Raw genomic sequence first — 19217 nt, 5'->3', positions numbered from 1 at the left:
TTCACTGAAAAACCGACCTCTTTACCGCCCGTACAGCATTCCGTTACGGAACTTTAACCAAAGTCCTTCCTTCAGTAGAGAAGTGGCAGATACCCGCCACGAAATAGCCGCATCCTTCCGATTGCTCGACGGTCGCCCCGTCCTCAGTCAATTTGATATTCAAATTGCAATAACGCGCCTCACCGTCCCAGTGCTTTCTCATTAATATTTCATTTTCGGCGACATATTTCGCATCGCCGCTAATATCCGCCGAGCAGGCTTGCTGACCCTGCTCGCCGGCATTCGGTTCGAAATCGACATCTACTGTCACGTTAATATCGTCCGCTACTTGGTTAATTTTTAAATGTTGCACATGATTGCCGTCCCGCAACAAATAATGGTCAGTTGCCGCTTGCACCCCGACAGAAAGCAGCATCGCAATAGCTAGAAAACTATATTTTTTCATAAACTACCCTAATCTAAATCGTGCCAAATTTTTATTCAAACAGCCCGGCGGCTGCTTCACCACGCTATCGATCGTCGGCCCAACCGGCAATCGAGAGGTTTTTGCATGGTACGCCTTGACCTCTCGCTGTCAAGTAAGAAACCACATGCATTATCCGCCTAATTTCATCAGAGCCCGGATAAACTGCGCCTTAGCTCATGAAAGGAAACGGGTTTTATGACATAATTCGCGCCTTAATTTTTAAGCCGTTTTTGTCATGTCTAACCGAAAAATACTTGTTACCAGCGCATTACCCTACGCCAACGGCCCAATTCATCTAGGCCATCTTGTCGAATATATTCAAACCGACATTTGGGCACGGTTCCAAAAAATGCGCGGCCATGAGTGCCATTATGTTTGCGCCGACGACACCCACGGCACACCGATTATGTTGCGCGCCGACCGCGAAGGCATTACGCCTGAACAACTGATTGCCAACGTCGAGAAAGAGCACAGAGCCGATTTTGCGGAATTCGGCGTGGCCTTCGACCATTACCACAGTACACATTCGGAAGAAAATAAAACGCTGTCCGGTCTGATTTATAAACGTCTGCGCGACAGTGGCCACATCAACAGCCGCAGCATTACTCAGGCCTATGATCCGGTCAAAAACATGTTTTTACCCGACCGCTTTATCAAAGGCGATTGCCCGAAATGCGGTGCAGCCGACCAATACGGCGATAACTGTGAAGCCTGCGGCGCCACCTATTCGCCGATGGACTTGAAAAATGCCGTGTCGGCCATTTCCGGTGAAAAACCCATAGAAAAAGAATCCGTGCATTACTTTTTTAACTTGGCCGACTTTGCCGGCATGCTGAACGACTGGACCCGCGCCGGCCATTTGCAGCCGGAAGTCACCAACAAAATGGCCGAATGGCTGGATAATGGCTTACAAGAATGGGACATTTCCCGCGACGCGCCTTATTTCGGCTTTGAAATCCCCGACGCGCCCGGTAAGTACTTCTACGTCTGGCTGGACGCACCCATTGGCTACATGGCTAGCTTTAAGGCATTTTGCAATAGCAAAGGAATTGATTTCGACGAATTCTGGGCCGAAGACAGCACAGCCGAGCTGTACCACTTTATCGGCAAAGACATCGTCTATTTCCATGCGCTATTCTGGCCGGCTATGCTCTATGGCGCCGGATTCCGGACGCCTAGTGCGATTTTTGCACACGGCTTTTTAACGGTGAACGGTGAGAAAATGTCCAAATCGCGCGGTACTTTCATCAAAGCCCGCACTTATTTGGACCATTTAAATCCCGAATATCTGCGCTATTATTTCGCGGCTAAACTCGGCCCAGGCGTCGAAGATATCGATTTAAATTTCGACGACTTCACCCAACGCGTCAACTCCGATTTAGTCGGCAAAGTGGTCAATATCGGTAGCCGTTGCAGTGGTTTTATCAACAAACGCTTCGATGGCATGTTGTCGGACACGTGCACAGAACCGGACTTGTTCCAAGAGTTCGTCGACTCCGAATCCGATATCGCCAATTTCTACGAAAACCGGGAATTCGGCAAGGCCATGCGCCTGATCATGGCCTTGGCGGATAAAGCCAATTTATACATAGACGATAAAAAACCCTGGCTGATCGCCAAGGAAGAAGATAAGGACCAGGAGTTGCAAGATGTTTGTAGCGTTGCTTTAAACCTGTTCCGCATTCTCGCGGCTTATCTAAAGCCTGTTATTCCGGCCTTGGCGGCAAACGCGGAAGCATTCCTCAATATTCCTACGCAAGACTGGCCCAGCGAGGCTCAGCCTTTGTCCGCACACAAAATCAACGCATTTAAACCGTTGATGACTCGGGTTGAAGCGGACAAAATCGCCGCCGTCATAGAAGCGTCCAAGGAAAACCTGGAAAAAACGGAGTCAATACCGGCCGCCAAACGCTTCGACCCGATTGCCGAAACGGTAGAAATCGACGACTTCGCCAAAATCGATCTGCGTATCGCCAAAATCCTGAAAGCCGAACCAGTGGAAGGCGCGGATAAATTACTGCACTTGACCGTCGACATCGGCGATGAAACCCGTAGCATCTTTGCCGGCATCAAGTCGGCTTACGCGCCTGAAGACTTGGTTGGAAAACTGACCGTCGTCGTCGCCAATCTAAAACCACGCAAAATGCGCTTCGGCATGTCGGAAGGCATGGTGTTGGCGGCCGGACCCGGTGGCAAAGATTTATGGGTATTATCGCCGGATACAGGCGCTCAGCCAGGCATGCGGGTCAAATAAATCGGCATGAACGAAACGCTGGCAGAACAAATCGATGCCTTATTGCCGCAAACCCAATGCCGTAAATGCGGCTTTGCCGGCTGTATGCCTTACGCGGAAGCCATCGCCCGAGGCGAAGCCGATATCAACCGTTGCCCGCCGGGCGGTCAACACGGCATGGAAAAACTGGCCGAATTTCTCGGCGTAATCGCCAAGCCGCTTGACCCTGCTTGCGGCAAGGAAGGCCAAAGATTAGTAGCCGTCATCAACGAAGCGGACTGCATAGGTTGCACAAAGTGCATTCCGCCCTGCCCCACTGACGCGATTCTCGGCAGCTCCAAGCACATGCATACCGTCATCGCGACAGAATGCACTGGATGTGAACTCTGCGTAATGTCCTGCCCGGTCAATTGCATCGGCATGGCACCTGCCTCTGAGCTTGCCTGGACTGAAGAAGACGCTGATCGCAGCCGGCGCCGTTATCAAGCTAAAAACGTGCGTCAGGCCAAACAAGAGGCCGAAAAAGCTAATCGCTTAGTCCGCCAAAAACAAATGTTGGCAAGAATCAAAGCCCAAAATCAAGTTTAAGCAATTGAGGTCATGACGAAAACCACGTTTGGCTTTATAATGCCGTCTCTGATCATTTGCGCCCTTAGCTCAGCTGGATAGAGCGCGGCCCTCCGGAGGCCGAGGCCAGAGGTTCGAATCCTCTAGGGCGCGCCATCGTGTTTCTGTCAGTTGGACATTCGGTTACACATGAAAGGTATAATAACTTTTGCGTTATAAAACCCTTATGCGGCCGTTTACGCCAATATCGTAAACAGCGCCGGGTCGGCGATGAAAATGCCGAACAAATTGAAAGCCGCCACTGCTCCCACGATGTTGACATCTCGAACGCTCCGTTTTGCGCCATCGCATCTGACTTGTGAAAGTCTCGCTCAGTGATAAGTCGCTTCGCTCCCGAGTGTTAGAATCCTTTCACCATTATACAAGCAGGCAAGTTCAGCCCCGTTTTTCAACGAGCAGCGGAAACAGATTCGAACGCTCCACCAAATTCGCCAGACTTTTGCTGACGACGTACGTAAGCAATAATAGGCTGCCTCAGAACTGACCAGGGGCGACTCTATGCCGCTTTTTTCGACATTAGCCAAGTGGTGACGCATTTCGGGATGATTTCGACTTTAAAGCCACTACCGACAGCAATCACAATAAAGCCTTTTAGCCAATCCTTCGGATCGGTGGTTGAATGCTAAGCCTAATCAGGCCAACCGGCCACCTAGCGCGCGGATGCCAAAAGGAAGCACATTATATCGCTATCGTGATCAATCTATTTTCCCGCGAGCTCCGGCTACACGATTGACGATCATATGGGAATTTCGCAGTGCGTTAAGCCTTGCAAATACGGCTTTGGCGACGCAAACCCACCCGGTCTATTGCACCACCACTCAGGCCGTGTAGTCAGTATACCAACCGTGAATCGAGCATGTCTGGCCATGATGAAGATGGAACTGAGCATGAGTCCGCGGGTAGTTGCCGGGATAAGTCACCCGCTGAACGATTGACTCGTAGCCTCAAGCACGAACGGCTCAGCTACGAAAAATTCAAAGCTCAAGAAGCAGTAAAATTGGGTGCGCTTAATTGTTTGACTTATAACGATGGCTGCCGATCTCTATCAACGCGGATATCAATCGACCGATCAAATTCAAACGCACATTTTACTGCAAGCCTACCCGAATCGGTTTCCGGTTTTTGTTGACCATTTTACCGCTTATGGTACTAGCAACAGATCGAATGCGCCCATTACTACGTTGATAAGTAACGCATAATATGCCAGTTCTTTCTTGAACTGTGACTTAATAAGAGCTGTTACTGCCAACCCGACACCGGCTAAATTGAAAACTGTCAAGAAGTATACAATTCCAAATAGATTTCGATTTGAAGACGAACCCGATAAATTGGCCAAATTACCGGAAAGAAGCAACGCCACTAGCAAGATAATGAAAGCCGAGCTAGCCATGATTAATGAACTCGAGGAATAGCCAATACCTGAGCGCCTTCTACTTCTCCGCGAGATCGTTTTTTTAAACATTAGCCCCCTCCCCCGCACACCTTATAATATGTAAATGGGATATCTTTTACATTGCGCTTATTAAAAAATCAACAGACAAAAAATAATCATTCCTTTCGCTCTGCCCATTTGATTTTCCGACATTAGCGAACCGGCGTTAGAACCTTAACAAAATCTGCTTTTGAAGCGACTTTATGTTAACTAGCGCGGTCCCTAAAAATCCTGACATAACGGAATTTAAACGAGGCCTAAGCGTATTTTAAAAGTTGTTTTTGATTTCCGATGTGCCTCGGCATATGCACCCGCCCGTTTTGAATTCCGGGTAAAAAGATTAACTGGATATCAGGTATCAAAATCGTATTGAATAACCGGAAGTAGTCAAACAAGCGGAACTCACAAGTCTTTGGGAATGGCAACAGCATCGGATAAAAAAGCTGTCGACGGACAATTATTGAATTGCCTAGGCCGGCTGGTTTTTGTTGTCACCCACTGTGGTTATCATAACGTGTGGCTGCTGCGATTGTACTCCGTTTACGAGTACGCACACCGCCACCTCAGCTCTCAATTACCCACAGGCACCCTATTCACAACACCAAACCGCCGCTGGTGAGAGATAGCTAGGCATTATGCTCATTTATCCAGCAAATACTGGCCGGTTATGCGCTAGCTTATCCGCATTTCGGACGGCGGAAACCGACCAAAATAGCTACAATTTAGCCAAGTAAATAAAAAAGGCCTAGACCGTTAGACCTAAGCCTTTGATATTATGGAGCTGGTGATGGGACTCGAACCCGCGACCGGCTGATTACAAATCAGCTGCTCTACCAACTGAGCTACACCAGCAAATTGTTCCTTTATTCCGTTCTATCAATCAACTCGACGTATGCCATCGGTGCGTTATCGCCCGGCCTAAAACCGCATTTTATAATTCGCAGGTATCCACCGGGTCTTTCTTTATATCGCGGACCCAAATCGTTAAATAGCTTTGTAACTGCGTCTCTGTCTTGCAGTTTTGCGAATGCCTGACGCCTTTTCGCTACGGAATCTTCTTTCGATAGCGTGATCAACGGCTCCGCAATCATACGTAACTCTTTTGCTTTTGGCAATGTTGTTTTGATTAATTCGTGTTTAAACAACGAACACGCCATGTTGCTAAACAGCGCTTTTCTATGACTGCTGTTTTTGTTTAGTTGTCTTCCAGATTTACGATGTCTCATTTTCGTATGCCTTTTTTCCTAGATACCGATTTGAGATTGGTCCACTAGATTTTCTGGCGGCCAGTTTTCCAGTCTCATACCCAGCGACAAGCCCTTCATCGCTAATATGTCTTTAATCTCGGTAAGTGATTTTTTTCCTAAATTGGGTGTCCTCAACAGTTCAACTTCCGTTCGTTGGATAAGATCACCGATATAGAATATATTTTCCGCTTTTAGACAATTCGCCGACCGGACTGTTAGCTCCAGATCATCAACTGGTCTGAGTAAAATTGGATCGAATACATCCTCTTCGACCACATTCTCTTCCGGCATCTGTTCTTTTACTTTTTCGAAGTCGACGAACACCGATAGCTGATCGTGCAATATCGACGCGGCCAGCTTGATCACCCCTTCGGGATCTGCCGTTCCGTTCGTTTCCAGCTCGATTACCAGTCTATCTAAGTTGGTACGTTGCTCAACACGTGCGGTTTCGACATGATACGCCACCTTGGCAACAGGACTAAACGCCGCATCGAGCATTAGGACACCGACCGGCATGTCGTCTGACTGTGCCTTACGAACATTCGCCGGAACATAGCCGCGGCCTCGCTCGACTTTAATTTTTATGTCGAACACTTTATCCTGAGTAAGGTTAGCAATAACCAGTTCCGGATTTACGATCTCTACATTCGAGTTCGGCTCGATATCCGCCGCAGTAACGACACCAGCGCCTTTTTTGGTAAGCGATAACGTGACTTCATCTTTATTGTGAAGCGTAACAGCTAATTTTTTCAGGTTCAGCAAGATGTCAATTACATCTTCTTGGACTCCGTCGATCGTCGTGAACTCGTGCAATACGCCTGCGATAGACACTTCGGTTACAGCGCAACCGGGAATTGACGACAGCATAACGCGACGTAGTGCGTTGCCAAGTGAGTGTCCGTAACCACGCTCCAATGGTTCGATGACTATTCGCGAGTGGTTCGCGGTGTGACTTACGACCTCGACTAACTTTGGCTTTAACAAACCCGCTATAGAACTTTGCATATATCCGACCAATCGATTACTTAGAATAAAGCTCAACAACTAGCTGCTCGTTGATCTCCGAGCCCAAATCCGCCCGGTCAGGCAAAGATTTAAAGGTTCCGCTCATATCTTTCGCATTGACTTCAACCCATTGAGGAAATCCGTATTGCTCCGCAACCGTAACCGCCTCTTTTATGCGCTGTTGGTTTTTCGCTCTTTCTCGTAAGCTGATTTTATCCCCGGCGTTAACCTGAAACGAAGGTATATTAATCAACCGGTCGTTAACTAAGATCGCTTTGTGCGAAACCAGCTGTCTCGCTTCAGCGCGAGTGGATGCAAAACCCATGCGGTAGACTACGTTGTCCAGTCTTGATTCTAAAAAGTCCAGCAGGTTCTGACCCGTCGCGCCTTTTTTTAAATCCGCCGCTTTATAGTAATTTCTGAATTGTTTTTCTAACACGCCATAGATGCGTCGAATTCGTTGTTTTGCTCTCAACTGGAGCGCATAGTCTGAGTTTCTAGCGCGCTTGGCGCCGTGTTGTCCCGGACGCTGTTCTAGCTTACATTTGCTATCTAACGCTTTACCTCTGCCCTTCAAAAAGAGATCCGTGCCCTCTCTTCTACTTAACTTACAAACTGGACCTATATATCTTGCCATTTCTATTTACTCCCAAAACCTTATACGCGGCGCTTTTTAGGTGGACGACAACCGTTGTGCGGAATAGGCGTAACGTCGACGATGTTGGTAATTTTGAACCCGAGATTATTAAGCGAGCGCACAGCGGACTCACGACCGGGGCCAGGCCCTTTTATCATAACATCTAGGTTTTTCATGCCGTACTCTTGAGCAACTGAACCCGCTTTTTCCGCTGCGACTTGCGCTGCGAATGGCGTGCTTTTTCTCGACCCTCTAAAGCCAGATCCTCCGGCAGTTGCCCAAGATAAAGCGTTGCCTTTGCGATCAGTAATAGTGACGATCGTATTATTAAATGAAGCATGTACGTGCGCTATGCCGTCGGCCACTTCTTTTTTGATGCGTTTTTTTACACGGTTTTGGGTTGCCATTAACTTGCCTACTGAAAAACTTTATTTAGTAACTGGTTTTCTAGGCCCTTTACGGGTCCTTGCATTTGTTCGAGTGCGCTGCCCTCTTAAAGGGAGTCCTCTTCTGTGCCTAATTCCTCGATAGCACCCAAGATCCATCAAGCGCTTAACATTCATGGAGACCTCACGCCGCAAGTCGCCTTCAACAGTCATTGTTGATATAACTTTACGTATGGACTCCACTTGATCTTCGCTTAAATCTTTGATCTTTACGGTAGTCGGTATGCCAACCTGAGCGCAGATAAGCCTTGCAGTCTGCCGTCCAATCCCGTATATAGCAGTCAAAGCGATTTCTGCGTGCTTATGATCAGCTACGTTAATACCGGCTATACGAGCCATCCAGATACTCCTAAAGTTTAAATCTTAAGTTAATCGAAAATTATAACATTATTATTTTAAAAAACAAAATTAACCTTGGCGCTGCTTGTGACGCCCGTCTTTACAGATGACACGTACAACCCCACTTCTTTTAATAACTTTGCAATTTTTACAAATTGGTTTTACAGATGCGCGAACTTTCACGGCTATCTCCTCTCAATTAATTTAATTTCTTTTCAAATTGGCTTTCTTCATTAAGCCTTCATATTGTTGAGACATCAAATGCGTTTGCATTTGTGAAATAAAGTCCATTACGACAACAACAATAATCAGAAGCGAAGTACCACCAAATGAGAAAGGAACATTCCAATAAACGATTAAAAACTCAGGCAACAAACAAATTAGTGTGATGTAAATCGCTCCGACTAACGTTAAACGAGTCATTACCTTATCGATGTACGCCGTTGTCTGTACACCAGGCCTAATACCGGGCAAATAAGCACCCGATTTCTTCAGATTCTCGGCCGTTTCTTTCGAGTTAAATACAAGTGCAGTATAGAAAAAACAAAAGAAGATAATAGCGAGAGCATAAAACATTACATAAACGGGCTGCCCGGGAGACAACACGGTCGAAATGTCTTGAAGCCATGCGAAGCCTTCTACGTTGCCGAACCACCCGGCAATCGTTGCGGGAAACAGAATGATACTGCTAGCAAAAATGGGAGGAATAACACCTGCCATATTCAGCTTCAGCGGCAAAAATGATGACTGCCCCGCATACACTCGGTTGCCTTGCTGGCGCTTAGGGTAATTAATTGTGATCCGTCTTTGCGCCCGTTCGACAAATACTACTATCCCCGTGACAACGATAGAAATCGCAAACAGCAATACAATTAAGGCGCTATTCATTTCGCCGGTTCGGGCTAACTCGAGCGTACCTCCGATTGCCGATGGCAAGCCGGAAACGATACCTGCGAAAATAATCAAAGAAATACCGTTCCCTATGCCTCGTTCGGTAACCTGCTCTCCTAACCACATCAGAAAAATGGTCCCGGTAACCAGGGTCAACGTCGTTACAACGACAAACGATATGCCAGGATGAATGACCACAGCCAACCCGCCCGCCGTTTGATTTTGCAACGCGACCGAAATACCTATCGATTGGAACATTGCCAACAGCACGGTCGCATAACGGGTGTACTGCGTAATCTTACGACGGCCTGATTCACCCTCTTTTTTAATTTGCTCTAGCGTCGGGACGACGATAGTCATTAGCTGCATGATAATCGACGCCGAAATATAGGGCATAATGCCGAGAGCAAAGATACTGAGCCTCATCAACGCTCCACCCGAGAACATGTTAAACATGTCCAAAATGGAGCCCGATTGTTGCTCGAACATTGCTTGTAAAGCATTTGGATCGATTCCAGGCACTGGTATGTGTGCGCCGATACGATAAACGACGAATGCGCCGAACACGAATAACAACCTAGACTTTAACTCTCCAAACTGGAACTTGCCAGCGGAGACATCATACCCTTTCGTACTCACTTACGCCTCGACCTTGCCGCCAGCCGCTTCAATCGCCTGGCGCGCGCCCGGAGTTGCCGCGATGCCTTTTAACGAAACTGCTTTAGCGATAGAACCAGAATTGATCAATTTCACTTTTTTAACAAATACCGGGACAATATTGTTTGCAATGAGCGTTTGCAGATCAATAGTATCCGTATTAAGTCGATTCAGCTCGCTCAAGCGTATTTCTGCGCTAAATTTTTTTATCCGCGAATTGAATCCGACCTTAGGCAACCTTCTTTGCAACGGCATTTGACCGCCTTCGAAGCCGACTTTATGGAAACCGCCTGCTCGAGCTTTCTGGCCTTTATGCCCCCTGCCACACGTTTTCCCGTCAGTTGAGCCGATACCGCGACCAACCCTTTTCCTTTCTTTTCTCGCACCAGAAGATGCTTGAATTGTATTCAAGTACATCACACTTCCTCAACTTTTAGCATGTAGGCAATTCTGTTAATCATTCCGCGATTTTCCGGCGTGTCTATTACTTCGACGGTGTGCCGAATCTTCCGCAATCCTAACCCTTTCAAACATTCCTGATGACTTTTCAAGCGACCATTTTTACTTTTGGTCATCGTCACACTTAACTTTTTTACTGTCATGACAATTACCCTGTAATTTGTTCAACCGTTAAACCCCGCTTTGCGGCGATTTGTTTAGGATCGCGCATCGCGGTCAAACCGTTGATTGTTGCTCTCACAACATTGATCGGGTTGCTTGTACCTATGCATTTCGCTAATACATTATGAACCCCAACGACTTCAAAAACCGCGCGCATCGCCCCGCCAGCAATAATACCGGTGCCCTCTGACGCTGGCTGCATGTAAACTTTTGCGGCGCCGGTATTCGACATAACCGAATATTGCAGCGTACCGCCGCTCAGCGCGACCTTTTTCATGTTCTTCCGTGCTTGTTCCAGCGATTTTTGAATCGCAACCGGGACCTCGCGAGCTTTAGCCACGCCATAACCGACGCGACCTTCACCGTCGCCAACAACAGTAAGCGCGGCAAAGCCGAAGACTCGACCCCCTTTTACTACTTTCGCAACGCGTCTAACGTTGACCAGTTTTTCTTGCAAACCGTCTGTACTACCTTGAGCTGGTGCTGTTGCCATTCTAATTCCCCTAAAACTTCAATCCAGCTTCACGAGCCGCGTCGGCTAATGCTTTCACGCGACCATGATATTTAAAACCAGAGCGATCAAATGCCACTTCGGTAACACCGGCGGCGATAGCTTTTTCCGCTATTTTTTTACCGACTTCGCTTGCCGCGGTGATATTACTTGTGTTTTTGATGGCGGCCTTTATCTCGCCTTGAGTAGTTGAGGCCGCCGCTAGCGTTGATTTTCCATCGGTACTTAACACCTGTGCGTAAATGTGCTGCGCGGTGCGGTGGATCGTAAGCCTGTTAACCTCGGATCGCTTGATTTTGCAACGTAATTTCAGCGCTCTCTTTAATCTTGCGGATTTCTTGTCCATCTTTTTACCTATTTCTTCTTGGCTTCTTTACGAGCGACGTATTCATCTGCGAGTCTGACCCCTTTACCTTTGTATGGCTCAGGTGGACGAAACGCGCGGATTTCCGAAGCGACTTGCCCCACTTGTTGTTTATCGCTACCTTTAACTAGCAGTTCTGTCTGCGTGGGCACTTCGACAGTGATACCTTCTGGTAGAGTATATTCGACGGGGTTTGAATATCCGAGTGAAAGGGTCAATACTTTTCCGCTGACTTGCGCTCGATAACCAACACCAACCAGTTGCATTTTTTTAACGAAACCTTCAGAAACGCCTTTGACCATATTGCCGATACAAGCCCTCGCGGTTCCGGCAAACGCTTTCGCGTTTTTGACGTTATCGTCCCACTTAACCTTGATTTCGTTCTGGCTAATATCTAGTGTTACAGCATCGTGAAGACCAAAGGATAACTGGCCTAACTTTCCTTTTACGACCATCAGGTTTCCGTCGAGTGATACATCGACGCCTGCTGGCAGCGCAATAGGGGCATTTGCTACTCTTGACATGCTACCTCCTAATCTTAACAAACCGTGCAGATGACTTCGCCGCCGTGACCAATGGCACGCGCCGCACGATCTGTCATAACACCGTTAGATGTGGATACAATCGCAATACCTAATCCACCTAAGACTTTAGGTAACTCGTCTTTTGATTTATAAATTCTAAGACCCGGGCGACTAACGCGTTTTAAGCTTTCGATAACTGGAGTACCATTGTAATATTTCAAATCAATGGTCATCTCCATATGATTACCTACTTTATCGGCTTGATAATCATTAATATAACCTTCTTCTTTAAGTACTTTAGCGATCGCCAGCTTCAACTTGGAAGACGGCAGTTTTACGCTCTTTTTTCCTGCAGATTGACCATTTCTTATTCTGGTCAGCATATCTGCTATTGGATCTGTCATGCTCATCAAAATTCTCCAAAAACGTAAGTAACTGAGCTACCAACTTGCCTTGGTAACACCGGGCACATCACCACGCATAGTTGCTTCGCGTAGCTTGTTCCGGCTCAGACCGAACTTTCTGTAATAGCCATGTGGGCGACCCGTCAGGTTACAACGATTGCGTAACCTGGACTTACTAGAATCCCTAGGCAATTTTTGCAATTGGAGTTGAGCGTTTTCTTTTTCTTCGAACGAGCTATTGGGTGACCGAATAATTTCTTTTAAAGCTTCTCTTTTAGCTTGATATTTTTTTATTAAAACCGCACGCTTCGCTTCACGTGCAATCATCGATTTCTTTGCCATGATCAGCGCCCTTAGTTTTTAAATGGAAAGTTAAATTGTTTCAGCAATGCCAAGCCCTCTTCATCTGACTTAGCCGATGTTGTGATACAAATATCCATACCGCGGAGAGCGTCGATTTTGTCGTAATCGATTTCAGGAAAGATGATTTGTTCTTTTATTCCACAGCTATAATTTCCCCGGCCATCGAAACTTTTTGAGCTCATCCCTCTAAAATCCCGAATACGGGGTATCGCGATTGTGATTAACCGGTCAAAAAATTCGTACATCTTCGCACCACGCAGAGTTACTTTACAACCGATCGGCATATCGTCGCGAATTTTAAAACCGGCGATTGATTTTCTCGCTAATGTGATCACTGGTTTTTGCCCGGCGATTTTCTCCATATCAGCGACTGCGGATTGCAGTATCTTCTTGTCAGCAATTGCTTCGCCCACCCCCATGTTTAGGGTAATCTTAGTAATCTTGGGCACTTGCATAATCGATTTATAGCCGAATTGCGCTTGCATGGCAGCCACAATTTCGTTCTTATATTTAGTTTCAAGTCTTGCCATAGCTTTATAACACCTTATAGACCAACAACTTCATTGTTTGATTTAAAAAATCTGACTTTTTTTCCGTCTTCCAGAGTTCTAAATCCCACGCGATCCGCTTTTTTAGTCTTTGGATTGTATAAAGCCACGTTGGAAATATCGATGGGCATGTCCTTATCGACGATACCACCCGAGACCCCCTGATTGGGATTGCCTCTTTGGTGTTTTTTGACCGTGTTAATACCTTCGACCAAAACTTTATTGTTGTGAAGAATTTTCGAAACTTTCCCTAACTTTCCCTTATCTTTTCCTACGATGACGATTACTTCATCGCCTTGTCTAATCTTTTGCATTTTGGCACCCAATATCTAAAGAACTTCCGGAGCAAGCGAGATAATCTTCATAAACTTATCCCCCCTTAATTCTCTTGTGACTGGTCCAAATATACGAGTCCCAATAGGCTGAAGTTGGTTGTTTAAAATGACAGCCGCGTTGCCGTCAAACCGAATGACCGAACCGTCGGCTCTACGCACACCTTTTCGTGTTCTAACGACTAGTGCGTTATAGACATCCCCCTTTTTAACGCGAGTGCGAGGCATTGCTTCTTTAACGCTGACCTTAATGATGTCGCCTATACCGGCATAACGCCTATGTGAACCACCTAGTACTTTGATACACATGACCTTTTTTGCGCCACTATTGTCGGCGACGTCAAGGCTAGTTTGCATCTGAATCATTTTAAATTCCCAACTAAAATTTAATTATTTACTTATTCGAAGCTTCGAGTACTTCTACTAATTTAAACGTTTTTCGTTTAGATAACGGCCTACAGGACGTAATAGAAACGATGTCGCCTTCTTGACATTGATTATTTTCGTCGTGCACTAAAAACTTGGTAGAACGCTTAACATACTTCCCGTAAACCGGATGTTTCACCAAACGCTCAACCAGAACCGCAGCTGTTTTGTCCATCTTGTTACTGACCACGCGGCCGGTAACGGTGCGAACTTTTGTCAAATCATCGCTCATTGTTAGCCTCTTGCCATTTCAGTTAAAACGGTGTTGATACGAGCTATATCCCGTCTGACCTGTTTTACTTGGCTTGACTTAACTAGCTGACCAGTGCCTTTTTGCATACGCAAGTTGAACTGTTCGCGAGTCAGTTCCAACAGACTAGCCATCAACTCTTCTTTTGACTTGTTTCTTAATTCTGTTGCTTTCATCACATTATCGTCCGCGCAGAAAATGTTGTTTTGACGGGCAGTTTTGCTGCCGCCAGGCTAAACGCCTCACGTGCTAGTTCTTCCGGCACGCCTTCAATCTCAAACAGCATCTTGCCAGGCTTAATTTGTGCAACCCAATATTCTACACTACCTTTACCTTTTCCCATACGAACTTCTAATGGTTTTTTGGTAATCGGCTTGTCGGGGAATACACGTATCCAGATCTTTCCGCCCCGTTTTACATGACGGGTGATCGCTCGACGCGCCGCCTCGATTTGGCGGGCCGTCATTCTACCACGGCTTATCGCCTTTAATCCATACTCGCCAAAACTGACGGACGAACCTCTAAGCGCTGTGCCGTTATTCTTGCCGGTTTGTTGCTTTCTAAATTTTGTTCTTTTGGGCTGAAGCATTTTTTCTTTCCTTCAACTATTTTTTAGACTCAGTGTTTAATGAAGCATTATGCGCATCCATATCAAACACTTCACCTTTGAATATCCAGACTTTAATTCCGATTATGCCATACGTCGTTTTTGCTTCAGCAGTACCATAATCGATATCGGCACGCAATGTATGCAAAGGAACGCGGCCCTCTCTATACCATTCGGTACGAGCAATCTCTGCACCGTTCAAACGGCCGGCCACTGTGATCTTTATGCCTTCGGCGCCCAGGCGCATAGTGTTCGTCACCGCTCTTTTCATCGCGCGACGATACATGATACGCTTTTCCAATTGCTGAGCGATACTTTCAGCGACCAAATACGCATCGAGTTCAGGCTTCCGGATTTCTTCGACATTCAATTGTACGGGGACCCCCATCATTTTTGAGATGTCCTGTCTTAATACATCAATGTCTTCGCCTTTTTTACCGATTACAATACCAGGGCGCGCGGTATGGACAGTAATGTTGGCGTTATTGGCAGGCCGGTTAATTTGAACTCTGCTGACTGACGCGTGCATTAGTTTCTTTTTAATGTATTCACGAACCTTCAAGTCTTGTAACAGAAGCACCGGGTAGTTCTGGCTATTTGCATACCATCTTGAAGTCCAATCTTTAACTATCCCTAGACGAATGCCGGTGGGATGAACCTTTTGACCCATTTTAATACCTCTGTTAGCCTTCTGTTACTTTGATTGTTATGTGGCACGTTCTTTTTAGAATGTGATTAGCGCGACCTTTAGCTCGCGCCGCGATCCTCTTCAAAGTCCGACCTTCGTTTACATAAACTGTTGATACTTTAAGCTCGTCGATATCGGCACTTTCATTATGCTCCGCATTTGCTATCGCGGACTCCAACACCTTTTTAAAAATCCCGGCCGCCTTCTTAGAACTAAAAGCCAGAACGTTAAGCGCCTTTTCGACGGGCATGCCACGGATCTGATCTCCCACCAGCCTTGCTTTTTGAGCCGACAAGGGTGCGTTACTTAATTTTGCTGAAATTTCCACACTCCTCTCCTATCTTGATTTTTTATCGACGATATGGCCTTTATAAGTACGAGTCGGCGAAAACTCGCCCAACTTATGACCGACCATGTTTTCTGTGATCAAAACAGGAATGTGCTGCTTACCGTTGTGCACAGCTATGGTCAATCCCAACATTTCAGGGCTGATCATCGATCTTCTTGACCAAGTTTTAATCGGTTTCCGGCTATTTGTTCTCACTGCTTCATCGACCTTTTTCAGCAAGTGATGATCAATAAATGGACCTTTTTTAATTGAACGCGGCACGAGTAATACCTCTTATTTTTGCTTACGGCGTCTAACAATCATATTGTCAGTACGTTTATTTTTGCGTGTTTTATAACCTTTAGTTGGGGTACCCCACGGTGACACAGGGTGTCTACCGCCCGAAGTCCGACCCTCACCACCACCGTGCGGATGATCTACCGGATTCATCGCCACACCTCTAACAGTAGGGCGAACGCCTCTCCATCTTTTAGCGCCAGCTTTGCCTAACGAGATCAGGTTGTGCTCAGAGTTCGATACTTCACCAACCACACCTCTACAATCCGACGACACTTTACGCATCTCGCCTGAACGCAAACGAAGGGTTGCATACGCTCCGTCCTTTGCCACTAATTGCGCCGAAGCCCCCGCACTACGCACCAATTGAGCGCCTTTGCCTGGTTTCAACTCGATACAATGAATCGTTGTACCTAACGGAATATTGCGTAATGGCATACAGTTGCCCGCTTTAACCGGCGTTGTCTCGCCACTTAGAATTTCTTGGCCAACTTCGATACCTTTTGGCGCGATGATGTATCTGCGCTCACCGTCTTTATATAAGACTAATGCGATATTCGCCGTTCTGTTTGGGTCATACTCCAATCTTTCGACAATAGCGGGAATATCGCTTTTGTTACGTTTGAAGTCGATAATGCGGTAGAACTTTTTATGCCCACCACCGACATGTCGGGTAGTGATCCGACCAGTATTGTTGCGACCGCCAGATTTGCTTTTTTTGTCTAGTAGTTGCGCAAATGGCTTACCCTTATGCAAATCATTGTTTTGTACGCGTACTACAAACCGAGAACCCGGGGATGTCGGTTTAGATTTTAGAATAGCCATGCTGTTCTACCGCTCCTATTGATCTTAAAACTTAAGCTGTTGCTAATTCGATATTATGTCCGGACTGTAATTTAACGTATGCCTTCTTCCAGTCCGATCTTTTACCCAAAGTACGCCCAAAGCGCTTAATCTTACCCTTCACATTCAGAACACGCACTGTGTCGACTTTTACGTCAAACATTAACTCGACGGCGTTTTTAATTTGTAGCTTGGTCGCGTTCTTTGCAACTTTAAAAACGTACTGATTGCTCGTATCGGCGACGATTGCGCTTTTTTCAGACACTACGGGTGCCGATAAAACAGTCGCTAATTTGATTTGTTGCATGCTCATGCTAAACGCTCCTCGATTTGCTTCAGGGCTGTAGTTGTCGCAATCACTTTGTCGGCCGAAACCAATGAAACGGGATCGACGCTAATCGGCGTCATCACCGCAACGTATGGCACATTTCGCGCTGCCAAGATCAGATTTTCGTTTAGTTCCTCGACGACAATCAGAATACGTTTAGCATCAATTGATTTAATTTTGGTCAAAAACTCTTTTGTTTTCGGAGCCGAAGGCAAAATATCGTCGCACACTGAGATACGATCTTGTCTAAGAAGCTCGGAAAAGATTGAGCGTATACCAATCTTATACATTTTTTTATTCAGTTTTTGATCGAATGATCTGGGCTGTGCCGCAAACGTGACACCACCTGAACGCCATATAGGCCCTCTAGTGGTACCCGCGCGAGCGCGGCCCGTGCCTTTCTGACGAAAAGGCTTAGCACCGCCGCCGCTGACGGCAGCGCGATTTTTTTGCGCCTTCGTGCCGGCACGGGCTGACGCCATGTACTTGACCACAAGCTGGTGAACTAGCGTCTCGTTGAAGCCCTGTCCAAAAACCGCCTCAGACACATCGAGCGCCGTTCCTTGATTAGTAATCGCAGGTATTTGCAAACTCATAATTTAACCTTTATTTAACATTTTGACTGCTGGCGTAATGACGACATCGCTATCTTTAGCACCAGGAACAGCACCTTTAACCAAGATCAGGTTTCTTTCCAGATCAATGGAGTGGATAGTTAAATTTTGCACGGTGGTTTTTACTGCACCCATTTGGCCGCACATTTTCTTTCCCTTAAATACTCGGCCGGGCGTCTGGTTCATACCGTTTGAACCGGGAACCCTGTGTGATCTTGAGTTACCGTGCGTAGCGTCCTGCGTTCTGAAATTATGTCTTTTGACCGTGCCCGCGAAGCCCTTTCCGATACTTGTGCCTGATACGTCTACTTTTTGACCAGCCTCAAACACGCTTACAGTCAGTTCCGAACCGGCAGACAGCTCAACACCCTCATCGTCATTTAATCTGAATTCCCACAATCCGCGGCCAGCAGTTACGTTTGCAGCTGCATAATGACCAGCCATGGCTTTGTTTACTTTCGAAGATTTAACGTTTCCGGCAGCAACTTGAATTGCGCGGTACCCATCGGATTCAACGCGTTTCACTTGGATAACACGATTCGAATCGATGTGTAAAACAGTTACAGGCACTGAAGCGCCATCTTCACCAAAAATACGGGTCATACCACATTTACGACCAACAAGACCTATTGACATCTGCCAATCCCTCTAAAATAGTTTCTCGCTTTACTTAAGCTTAATTTGAACATCAACCCCGGCTGCCAGATCCAGTTTCATCAATGCATCCACAGTTTTATCGGTTGGCTCAACAATGTCCAACAACCGTTTGTAAGTTCTTAACTCATACTGATCGCGCGCGTCCTTATTGACATGAGGCGAGATCAAAATGGTGAAGCGCTCTTTTCTTGTCGGCAACGGAATAGGACCTTTTACTTGCGCTCCGGTTCTTTTAGCCGTTTCAACAATTTCACCAGCCGATTGATCAATCAATTTATGATCAAACGCTTTCAATTGGATTCGGATTGTTTGATTAGCCATTCTTTATTTACTCGATAATAGAAGCAACAACACCCGCACCGACGGTACGGCCGCCTTCACGAATCGCAAAGCGCAAACCATCGTCCATTGCAATCGGCACGATCAGTTTGACAGTCACGGCGATGTTATCGCCAGGCATGACCATTTCAACGCCTTCCGGCAATTCGACCGCTCCGGTTACGTCTGTGGTTCTGAAGTAGAACTGCGGACG

32 protein-coding genes and 2 tRNA genes are annotated in these 19217 nt (G+C 46.5%); 3 read left to right on the top strand and 31 right to left on the bottom strand.

Annotated elements, in window-relative coordinates:
* Positions 1–43: 43 nt before the first annotated feature.
* Positions 44–445 carry a hypothetical protein gene (locus ACW73I_RS12075; protein ID WP_458029622.1) on the bottom strand — a complete coding sequence of 134 codons (402 nt, stop codon included), beginning with the start codon at positions 443–445 and terminating at the stop codon, positions 44–46.
* 256 nt (positions 446–701) lie between these two features.
* On the opposite strand from ACW73I_RS12075, the gene metG reads away from it, so the two are divergent.
* The 3 genes from metG to ACW73I_RS12060 all read left to right on the top strand — a co-directional run bounded on the left by metG (position 702) and on the right by ACW73I_RS12060 (position 3422).
* Positions 702–2720 (top strand): methionine--tRNA ligase, encoded by a 2019-nt coding sequence (gene metG / locus ACW73I_RS12070; RefSeq protein ID WP_458029621.1) that lies wholly within the window; start codon positions 702–704, stop codon positions 2718–2720.
* Positions 2721–2726: 6 nt separating this feature from the next.
* The gene (locus ACW73I_RS12065) at positions 2727–3287 is read left to right on the top strand and encodes an RnfABCDGE type electron transport complex subunit B (RefSeq protein WP_458029620.1); all 561 of its coding nucleotides are present in this window, start codon (positions 2727–2729) and stop codon (positions 3285–3287) included.
* A 58-nt stretch (positions 3288–3345) separates the two neighbouring features.
* A tRNA-Arg gene (locus ACW73I_RS12060) sits at positions 3346–3422 on the top strand.
* Between the two features lie 2112 nt (positions 3423–5534).
* Here the strand turns inward: ACW73I_RS12060 and ACW73I_RS12055 are convergent.
* From ACW73I_RS12055 to ACW73I_RS11910, 30 genes are all read right to left on the bottom strand, one after another.
* Positions 5535–5610: transfer RNA gene (locus ACW73I_RS12055), tRNA-Thr, on the bottom strand.
* An 11-nt stretch (positions 5611–5621) separates the two neighbouring features.
* Complete coding sequence (gene rplQ, locus ACW73I_RS12050; protein WP_458029618.1) at positions 5622–5984, bottom strand: 50S ribosomal protein L17; 363 nt, start codon at positions 5982–5984, stop codon at positions 5622–5624.
* Between the two features lie 18 nt (positions 5985–6002).
* The gene (locus ACW73I_RS12045) at positions 6003–7010 is read right to left on the bottom strand and encodes a DNA-directed RNA polymerase subunit alpha (RefSeq protein WP_458029617.1); all 1008 of its coding nucleotides are present in this window, start codon (positions 7008–7010) and stop codon (positions 6003–6005) included.
* Between the two features lie 16 nt (positions 7011–7026).
* A complete protein-coding gene (rpsD, locus tag ACW73I_RS12040) occupies positions 7027–7647 on the bottom strand; it encodes a 30S ribosomal protein S4 (RefSeq protein WP_458029616.1) in 621 nt (206 codons plus the stop codon).
* A gap of 20 nt (positions 7648–7667) precedes the next feature.
* Positions 7668–8054: a 30S ribosomal protein S11 gene (gene rpsK, locus ACW73I_RS12035; protein WP_458029614.1), complete on the bottom strand. Its 387-nt coding sequence runs from the start codon at positions 8052–8054 to the stop codon at positions 7668–7670.
* Positions 8055–8075: 21 nt separating this feature from the next.
* The gene (gene rpsM / locus ACW73I_RS12030) at positions 8076–8432 is read right to left on the bottom strand and encodes a 30S ribosomal protein S13 (protein WP_458029613.1); all 357 of its coding nucleotides are present in this window, start codon (positions 8430–8432) and stop codon (positions 8076–8078) included.
* A gap of 69 nt (positions 8433–8501) precedes the next feature.
* A complete protein-coding gene (rpmJ, locus tag ACW73I_RS12025) occupies positions 8502–8615 on the bottom strand; it encodes a 50S ribosomal protein L36 (protein WP_458029611.1) in 114 nt (37 codons plus the stop codon).
* A gap of 21 nt (positions 8616–8636) precedes the next feature.
* Positions 8637–9962, bottom strand: a complete 1326-nt coding sequence (secY, locus tag ACW73I_RS12020; protein ID WP_458029609.1) for a preprotein translocase subunit SecY — start codon at positions 9960–9962, stop codon at positions 8637–8639.
* Positions 9963–10397: a 50S ribosomal protein L15 gene (gene rplO / locus ACW73I_RS12015; protein WP_458029607.1), complete on the bottom strand. Its 435-nt coding sequence runs from the start codon at positions 10395–10397 to the stop codon at positions 9963–9965. It lies immediately after the preceding gene.
* Positions 10397–10582, bottom strand: a complete 186-nt coding sequence (gene rpmD / locus ACW73I_RS12010; RefSeq protein ID WP_458029605.1) for a 50S ribosomal protein L30 — start codon at positions 10580–10582, stop codon at positions 10397–10399. Before rpmD ends, rplO begins: the two co-directional genes overlap by 1 nt.
* Before the next feature lie 5 nt (positions 10583–10587).
* Entirely contained in the window at positions 10588–11094 is a 507-nt protein-coding gene (rpsE, locus tag ACW73I_RS12005; protein WP_458029603.1) for a 30S ribosomal protein S5, read from the bottom strand.
* A gap of 10 nt (positions 11095–11104) precedes the next feature.
* Entirely contained in the window at positions 11105–11458 is a 354-nt protein-coding gene (gene rplR / locus ACW73I_RS12000; protein ID WP_458029601.1) for a 50S ribosomal protein L18, read from the bottom strand.
* Positions 11459–11466: 8 nt separating this feature from the next.
* The gene (gene rplF, locus ACW73I_RS11995; RefSeq protein ID WP_458029600.1) at positions 11467–12000 is read right to left on the bottom strand and encodes a 50S ribosomal protein L6; all 534 of its coding nucleotides are present in this window, start codon (positions 11998–12000) and stop codon (positions 11467–11469) included.
* Positions 12001–12014: 14 nt separating this feature from the next.
* A complete protein-coding gene (gene rpsH, locus ACW73I_RS11990) occupies positions 12015–12410 on the bottom strand; it encodes a 30S ribosomal protein S8 (protein ID WP_458029598.1) in 396 nt (131 codons plus the stop codon).
* Between the two features lie 30 nt (positions 12411–12440).
* A complete protein-coding gene (gene rpsN, locus ACW73I_RS11985) occupies positions 12441–12746 on the bottom strand; it encodes a 30S ribosomal protein S14 (protein ID WP_458029596.1) in 306 nt (101 codons plus the stop codon).
* 11 nt (positions 12747–12757) lie between these two features.
* Entirely contained in the window at positions 12758–13297 is a 540-nt protein-coding gene (rplE, locus tag ACW73I_RS11980; protein WP_458029594.1) for a 50S ribosomal protein L5, read from the bottom strand.
* Positions 13298–13311: 14 nt separating this feature from the next.
* On the bottom strand, positions 13312–13629 hold the full coding sequence (gene rplX, locus ACW73I_RS11975) for a 50S ribosomal protein L24 (RefSeq protein WP_458029592.1): 318 nt from the start codon (positions 13627–13629) through the stop codon (positions 13312–13314).
* A gap of 15 nt (positions 13630–13644) precedes the next feature.
* Positions 13645–14013 (bottom strand): 50S ribosomal protein L14, encoded by a 369-nt coding sequence (rplN, locus tag ACW73I_RS11970; protein WP_458029591.1) that lies wholly within the window; start codon positions 14011–14013, stop codon positions 13645–13647.
* A 28-nt stretch (positions 14014–14041) separates the two neighbouring features.
* Positions 14042–14305 carry a 30S ribosomal protein S17 gene (gene rpsQ / locus ACW73I_RS11965; RefSeq protein ID WP_458029589.1) on the bottom strand — a complete coding sequence of 88 codons (264 nt, stop codon included), beginning with the start codon at positions 14303–14305 and terminating at the stop codon, positions 14042–14044.
* 2 nt (positions 14306–14307) lie between these two features.
* The gene (gene rpmC, locus ACW73I_RS11960; RefSeq protein WP_458029587.1) at positions 14308–14499 is read right to left on the bottom strand and encodes a 50S ribosomal protein L29; all 192 of its coding nucleotides are present in this window, start codon (positions 14497–14499) and stop codon (positions 14308–14310) included.
* Positions 14499–14912, bottom strand: a complete 414-nt coding sequence (gene rplP, locus ACW73I_RS11955) for a 50S ribosomal protein L16 (RefSeq protein ID WP_458029586.1) — start codon at positions 14910–14912, stop codon at positions 14499–14501. The genes rpmC and rplP overlap by 1 nt, the downstream gene beginning before the upstream one ends.
* A gap of 16 nt (positions 14913–14928) precedes the next feature.
* Positions 14929–15600, bottom strand: coding sequence for a 30S ribosomal protein S3 (gene rpsC, locus ACW73I_RS11950; RefSeq protein WP_458029585.1), 672 nt, complete (start codon positions 15598–15600; stop codon positions 14929–14931).
* 13 nt (positions 15601–15613) lie between these two features.
* Positions 15614–15946, bottom strand: coding sequence for a 50S ribosomal protein L22 (gene rplV / locus ACW73I_RS11945; protein ID WP_458029584.1), 333 nt, complete (start codon positions 15944–15946; stop codon positions 15614–15616).
* Between the two features lie 9 nt (positions 15947–15955).
* The gene (gene rpsS, locus ACW73I_RS11940) at positions 15956–16228 is read right to left on the bottom strand and encodes a 30S ribosomal protein S19 (RefSeq protein ID WP_458029583.1); all 273 of its coding nucleotides are present in this window, start codon (positions 16226–16228) and stop codon (positions 15956–15958) included.
* 12 nt (positions 16229–16240) lie between these two features.
* The gene (gene rplB, locus ACW73I_RS11935; protein WP_458029582.1) at positions 16241–17068 is read right to left on the bottom strand and encodes a 50S ribosomal protein L2; all 828 of its coding nucleotides are present in this window, start codon (positions 17066–17068) and stop codon (positions 16241–16243) included.
* 31 nt (positions 17069–17099) lie between these two features.
* Positions 17100–17393 carry a 50S ribosomal protein L23 gene (gene rplW, locus ACW73I_RS11930; RefSeq protein ID WP_458029707.1) on the bottom strand — a complete coding sequence of 98 codons (294 nt, stop codon included), beginning with the start codon at positions 17391–17393 and terminating at the stop codon, positions 17100–17102.
* Positions 17394–17395: 2 nt separating this feature from the next.
* Entirely contained in the window at positions 17396–18010 is a 615-nt protein-coding gene (rplD, locus tag ACW73I_RS11925) for a 50S ribosomal protein L4 (protein WP_458029581.1), read from the bottom strand.
* A 3-nt stretch (positions 18011–18013) separates the two neighbouring features.
* A complete protein-coding gene (rplC, locus tag ACW73I_RS11920) occupies positions 18014–18664 on the bottom strand; it encodes a 50S ribosomal protein L3 (protein WP_458029580.1) in 651 nt (216 codons plus the stop codon).
* A gap of 30 nt (positions 18665–18694) precedes the next feature.
* A complete protein-coding gene (gene rpsJ, locus ACW73I_RS11915) occupies positions 18695–19006 on the bottom strand; it encodes a 30S ribosomal protein S10 (protein ID WP_013820389.1) in 312 nt (103 codons plus the stop codon).
* A 7-nt stretch (positions 19007–19013) separates the two neighbouring features.
* Positions 19014–19217, bottom strand: a 204-nt coding sequence (locus ACW73I_RS11910; RefSeq protein ID WP_458029579.1) for an EF-Tu C-terminal domain-related protein, incomplete at its 5' end; no start/stop codon positions are given.

This window comes from Methylomonas sp. MgM2 (assembly GCF_054172045.1).
This window is presented reverse-complemented; position numbering and strand designations above follow the sequence as displayed.

Bases quoted from the DNA above. Each gene is read 5' to 3' on its own strand.
- ACW73I_RS12075 (WP_458029622.1), bottom strand. From the start codon at position 445: ATGAAAAAATATAGTTTTCTAGCTATTGCGATGCTGCTTTCTGTCGGG.
- metG (WP_458029621.1), top strand. From the start codon at position 702: ATGTCTAACCGAAAAATACTTGTTACCAGCGCATTACCCTACGCCAAC.
- ACW73I_RS12065 (WP_458029620.1), top strand. From the start codon at position 2,727: ATGAACGAAACGCTGGCAGAACAAATCGATGCCTTATTGCCGCAAACC.
- rplQ (WP_458029618.1), bottom strand. From the start codon at position 5,984: ATGAGACATCGTAAATCTGGAAGACAACTAAACAAAAACAGCAGTCAT.
- ACW73I_RS12045 (WP_458029617.1), bottom strand. From the start codon at position 7,010: ATGCAAAGTTCTATAGCGGGTTTGTTAAAGCCAAAGTTAGTCGAGGTC.
- rpsD (WP_458029616.1), bottom strand. From the start codon at position 7,647: ATGGCAAGATATATAGGTCCAGTTTGTAAGTTAAGTAGAAGAGAGGGC.
- rpsK (WP_458029614.1), bottom strand. From the start codon at position 8,054: ATGGCAACCCAAAACCGTGTAAAAAAACGCATCAAAAAAGAAGTGGCC.
- rpsM (WP_458029613.1), bottom strand. From the start codon at position 8,432: ATGGCTCGTATAGCCGGTATTAACGTAGCTGATCATAAGCACGCAGAA.
- rplO (WP_458029607.1), bottom strand. From the start codon at position 10,397: ATGTACTTGAATACAATTCAAGCATCTTCTGGTGCGAGAAAAGAAAGG.
- rpmD (WP_458029605.1), bottom strand. From the start codon at position 10,582: ATGACAGTAAAAAAGTTAAGTGTGACGATGACCAAAAGTAAAAATGGT.
- rpsE (WP_458029603.1), bottom strand. From the start codon at position 11,094: ATGGCAACAGCACCAGCTCAAGGTAGTACAGACGGTTTGCAAGAAAAA.
- rplR (WP_458029601.1), bottom strand. From the start codon at position 11,458: ATGGACAAGAAATCCGCAAGATTAAAGAGAGCGCTGAAATTACGTTGC.
- rplF (WP_458029600.1), bottom strand. From the start codon at position 12,000: ATGTCAAGAGTAGCAAATGCCCCTATTGCGCTGCCAGCAGGCGTCGAT.
- rpsH (WP_458029598.1), bottom strand. From the start codon at position 12,410: ATGAGCATGACAGATCCAATAGCAGATATGCTGACCAGAATAAGAAAT.
- rpsN (WP_458029596.1), bottom strand. From the start codon at position 12,746: ATGGCAAAGAAATCGATGATTGCACGTGAAGCGAAGCGTGCGGTTTTA.
- rplE (WP_458029594.1), bottom strand. From the start codon at position 13,297: ATGGCAAGACTTGAAACTAAATATAAGAACGAAATTGTGGCTGCCATG.
- rplX (WP_458029592.1), bottom strand. From the start codon at position 13,629: ATGCAAAAGATTAGACAAGGCGATGAAGTAATCGTCATCGTAGGAAAA.
- rplN (WP_458029591.1), bottom strand. From the start codon at position 14,013: ATGATTCAGATGCAAACTAGCCTTGACGTCGCCGACAATAGTGGCGCA.
- rpsQ (WP_458029589.1), bottom strand. From the start codon at position 14,305: ATGAGCGATGATTTGACAAAAGTTCGCACCGTTACCGGCCGCGTGGTC.
- rpmC (WP_458029587.1), bottom strand. From the start codon at position 14,499: ATGAAAGCAACAGAATTAAGAAACAAGTCAAAAGAAGAGTTGATGGCT.
- rplP (WP_458029586.1), bottom strand. From the start codon at position 14,912: ATGCTTCAGCCCAAAAGAACAAAATTTAGAAAGCAACAAACCGGCAAG.
- rpsC (WP_458029585.1), bottom strand. From the start codon at position 15,600: ATGGGTCAAAAGGTTCATCCCACCGGCATTCGTCTAGGGATAGTTAAA.
- rplB (WP_458029582.1), bottom strand. From the start codon at position 17,068: ATGGCTATTCTAAAATCTAAACCGACATCCCCGGGTTCTCGGTTTGTA.
- rplW (WP_458029707.1), bottom strand. From the start codon at position 17,393: ATGCAACAAATCAAATTAGCGACTGTTTTATCGGCACCCGTAGTGTCT.
- rplD (WP_458029581.1), bottom strand. From the start codon at position 18,010: ATGAGTTTGCAAATACCTGCGATTACTAATCAAGGAACGGCGCTCGAT.
- rplC (WP_458029580.1), bottom strand. From the start codon at position 18,664: ATGTCAATAGGTCTTGTTGGTCGTAAATGTGGTATGACCCGTATTTTT.
- rpsJ (WP_013820389.1), bottom strand. From the start codon at position 19,006: ATGGCTAATCAAACAATCCGAATCCAATTGAAAGCGTTTGATCATAAA.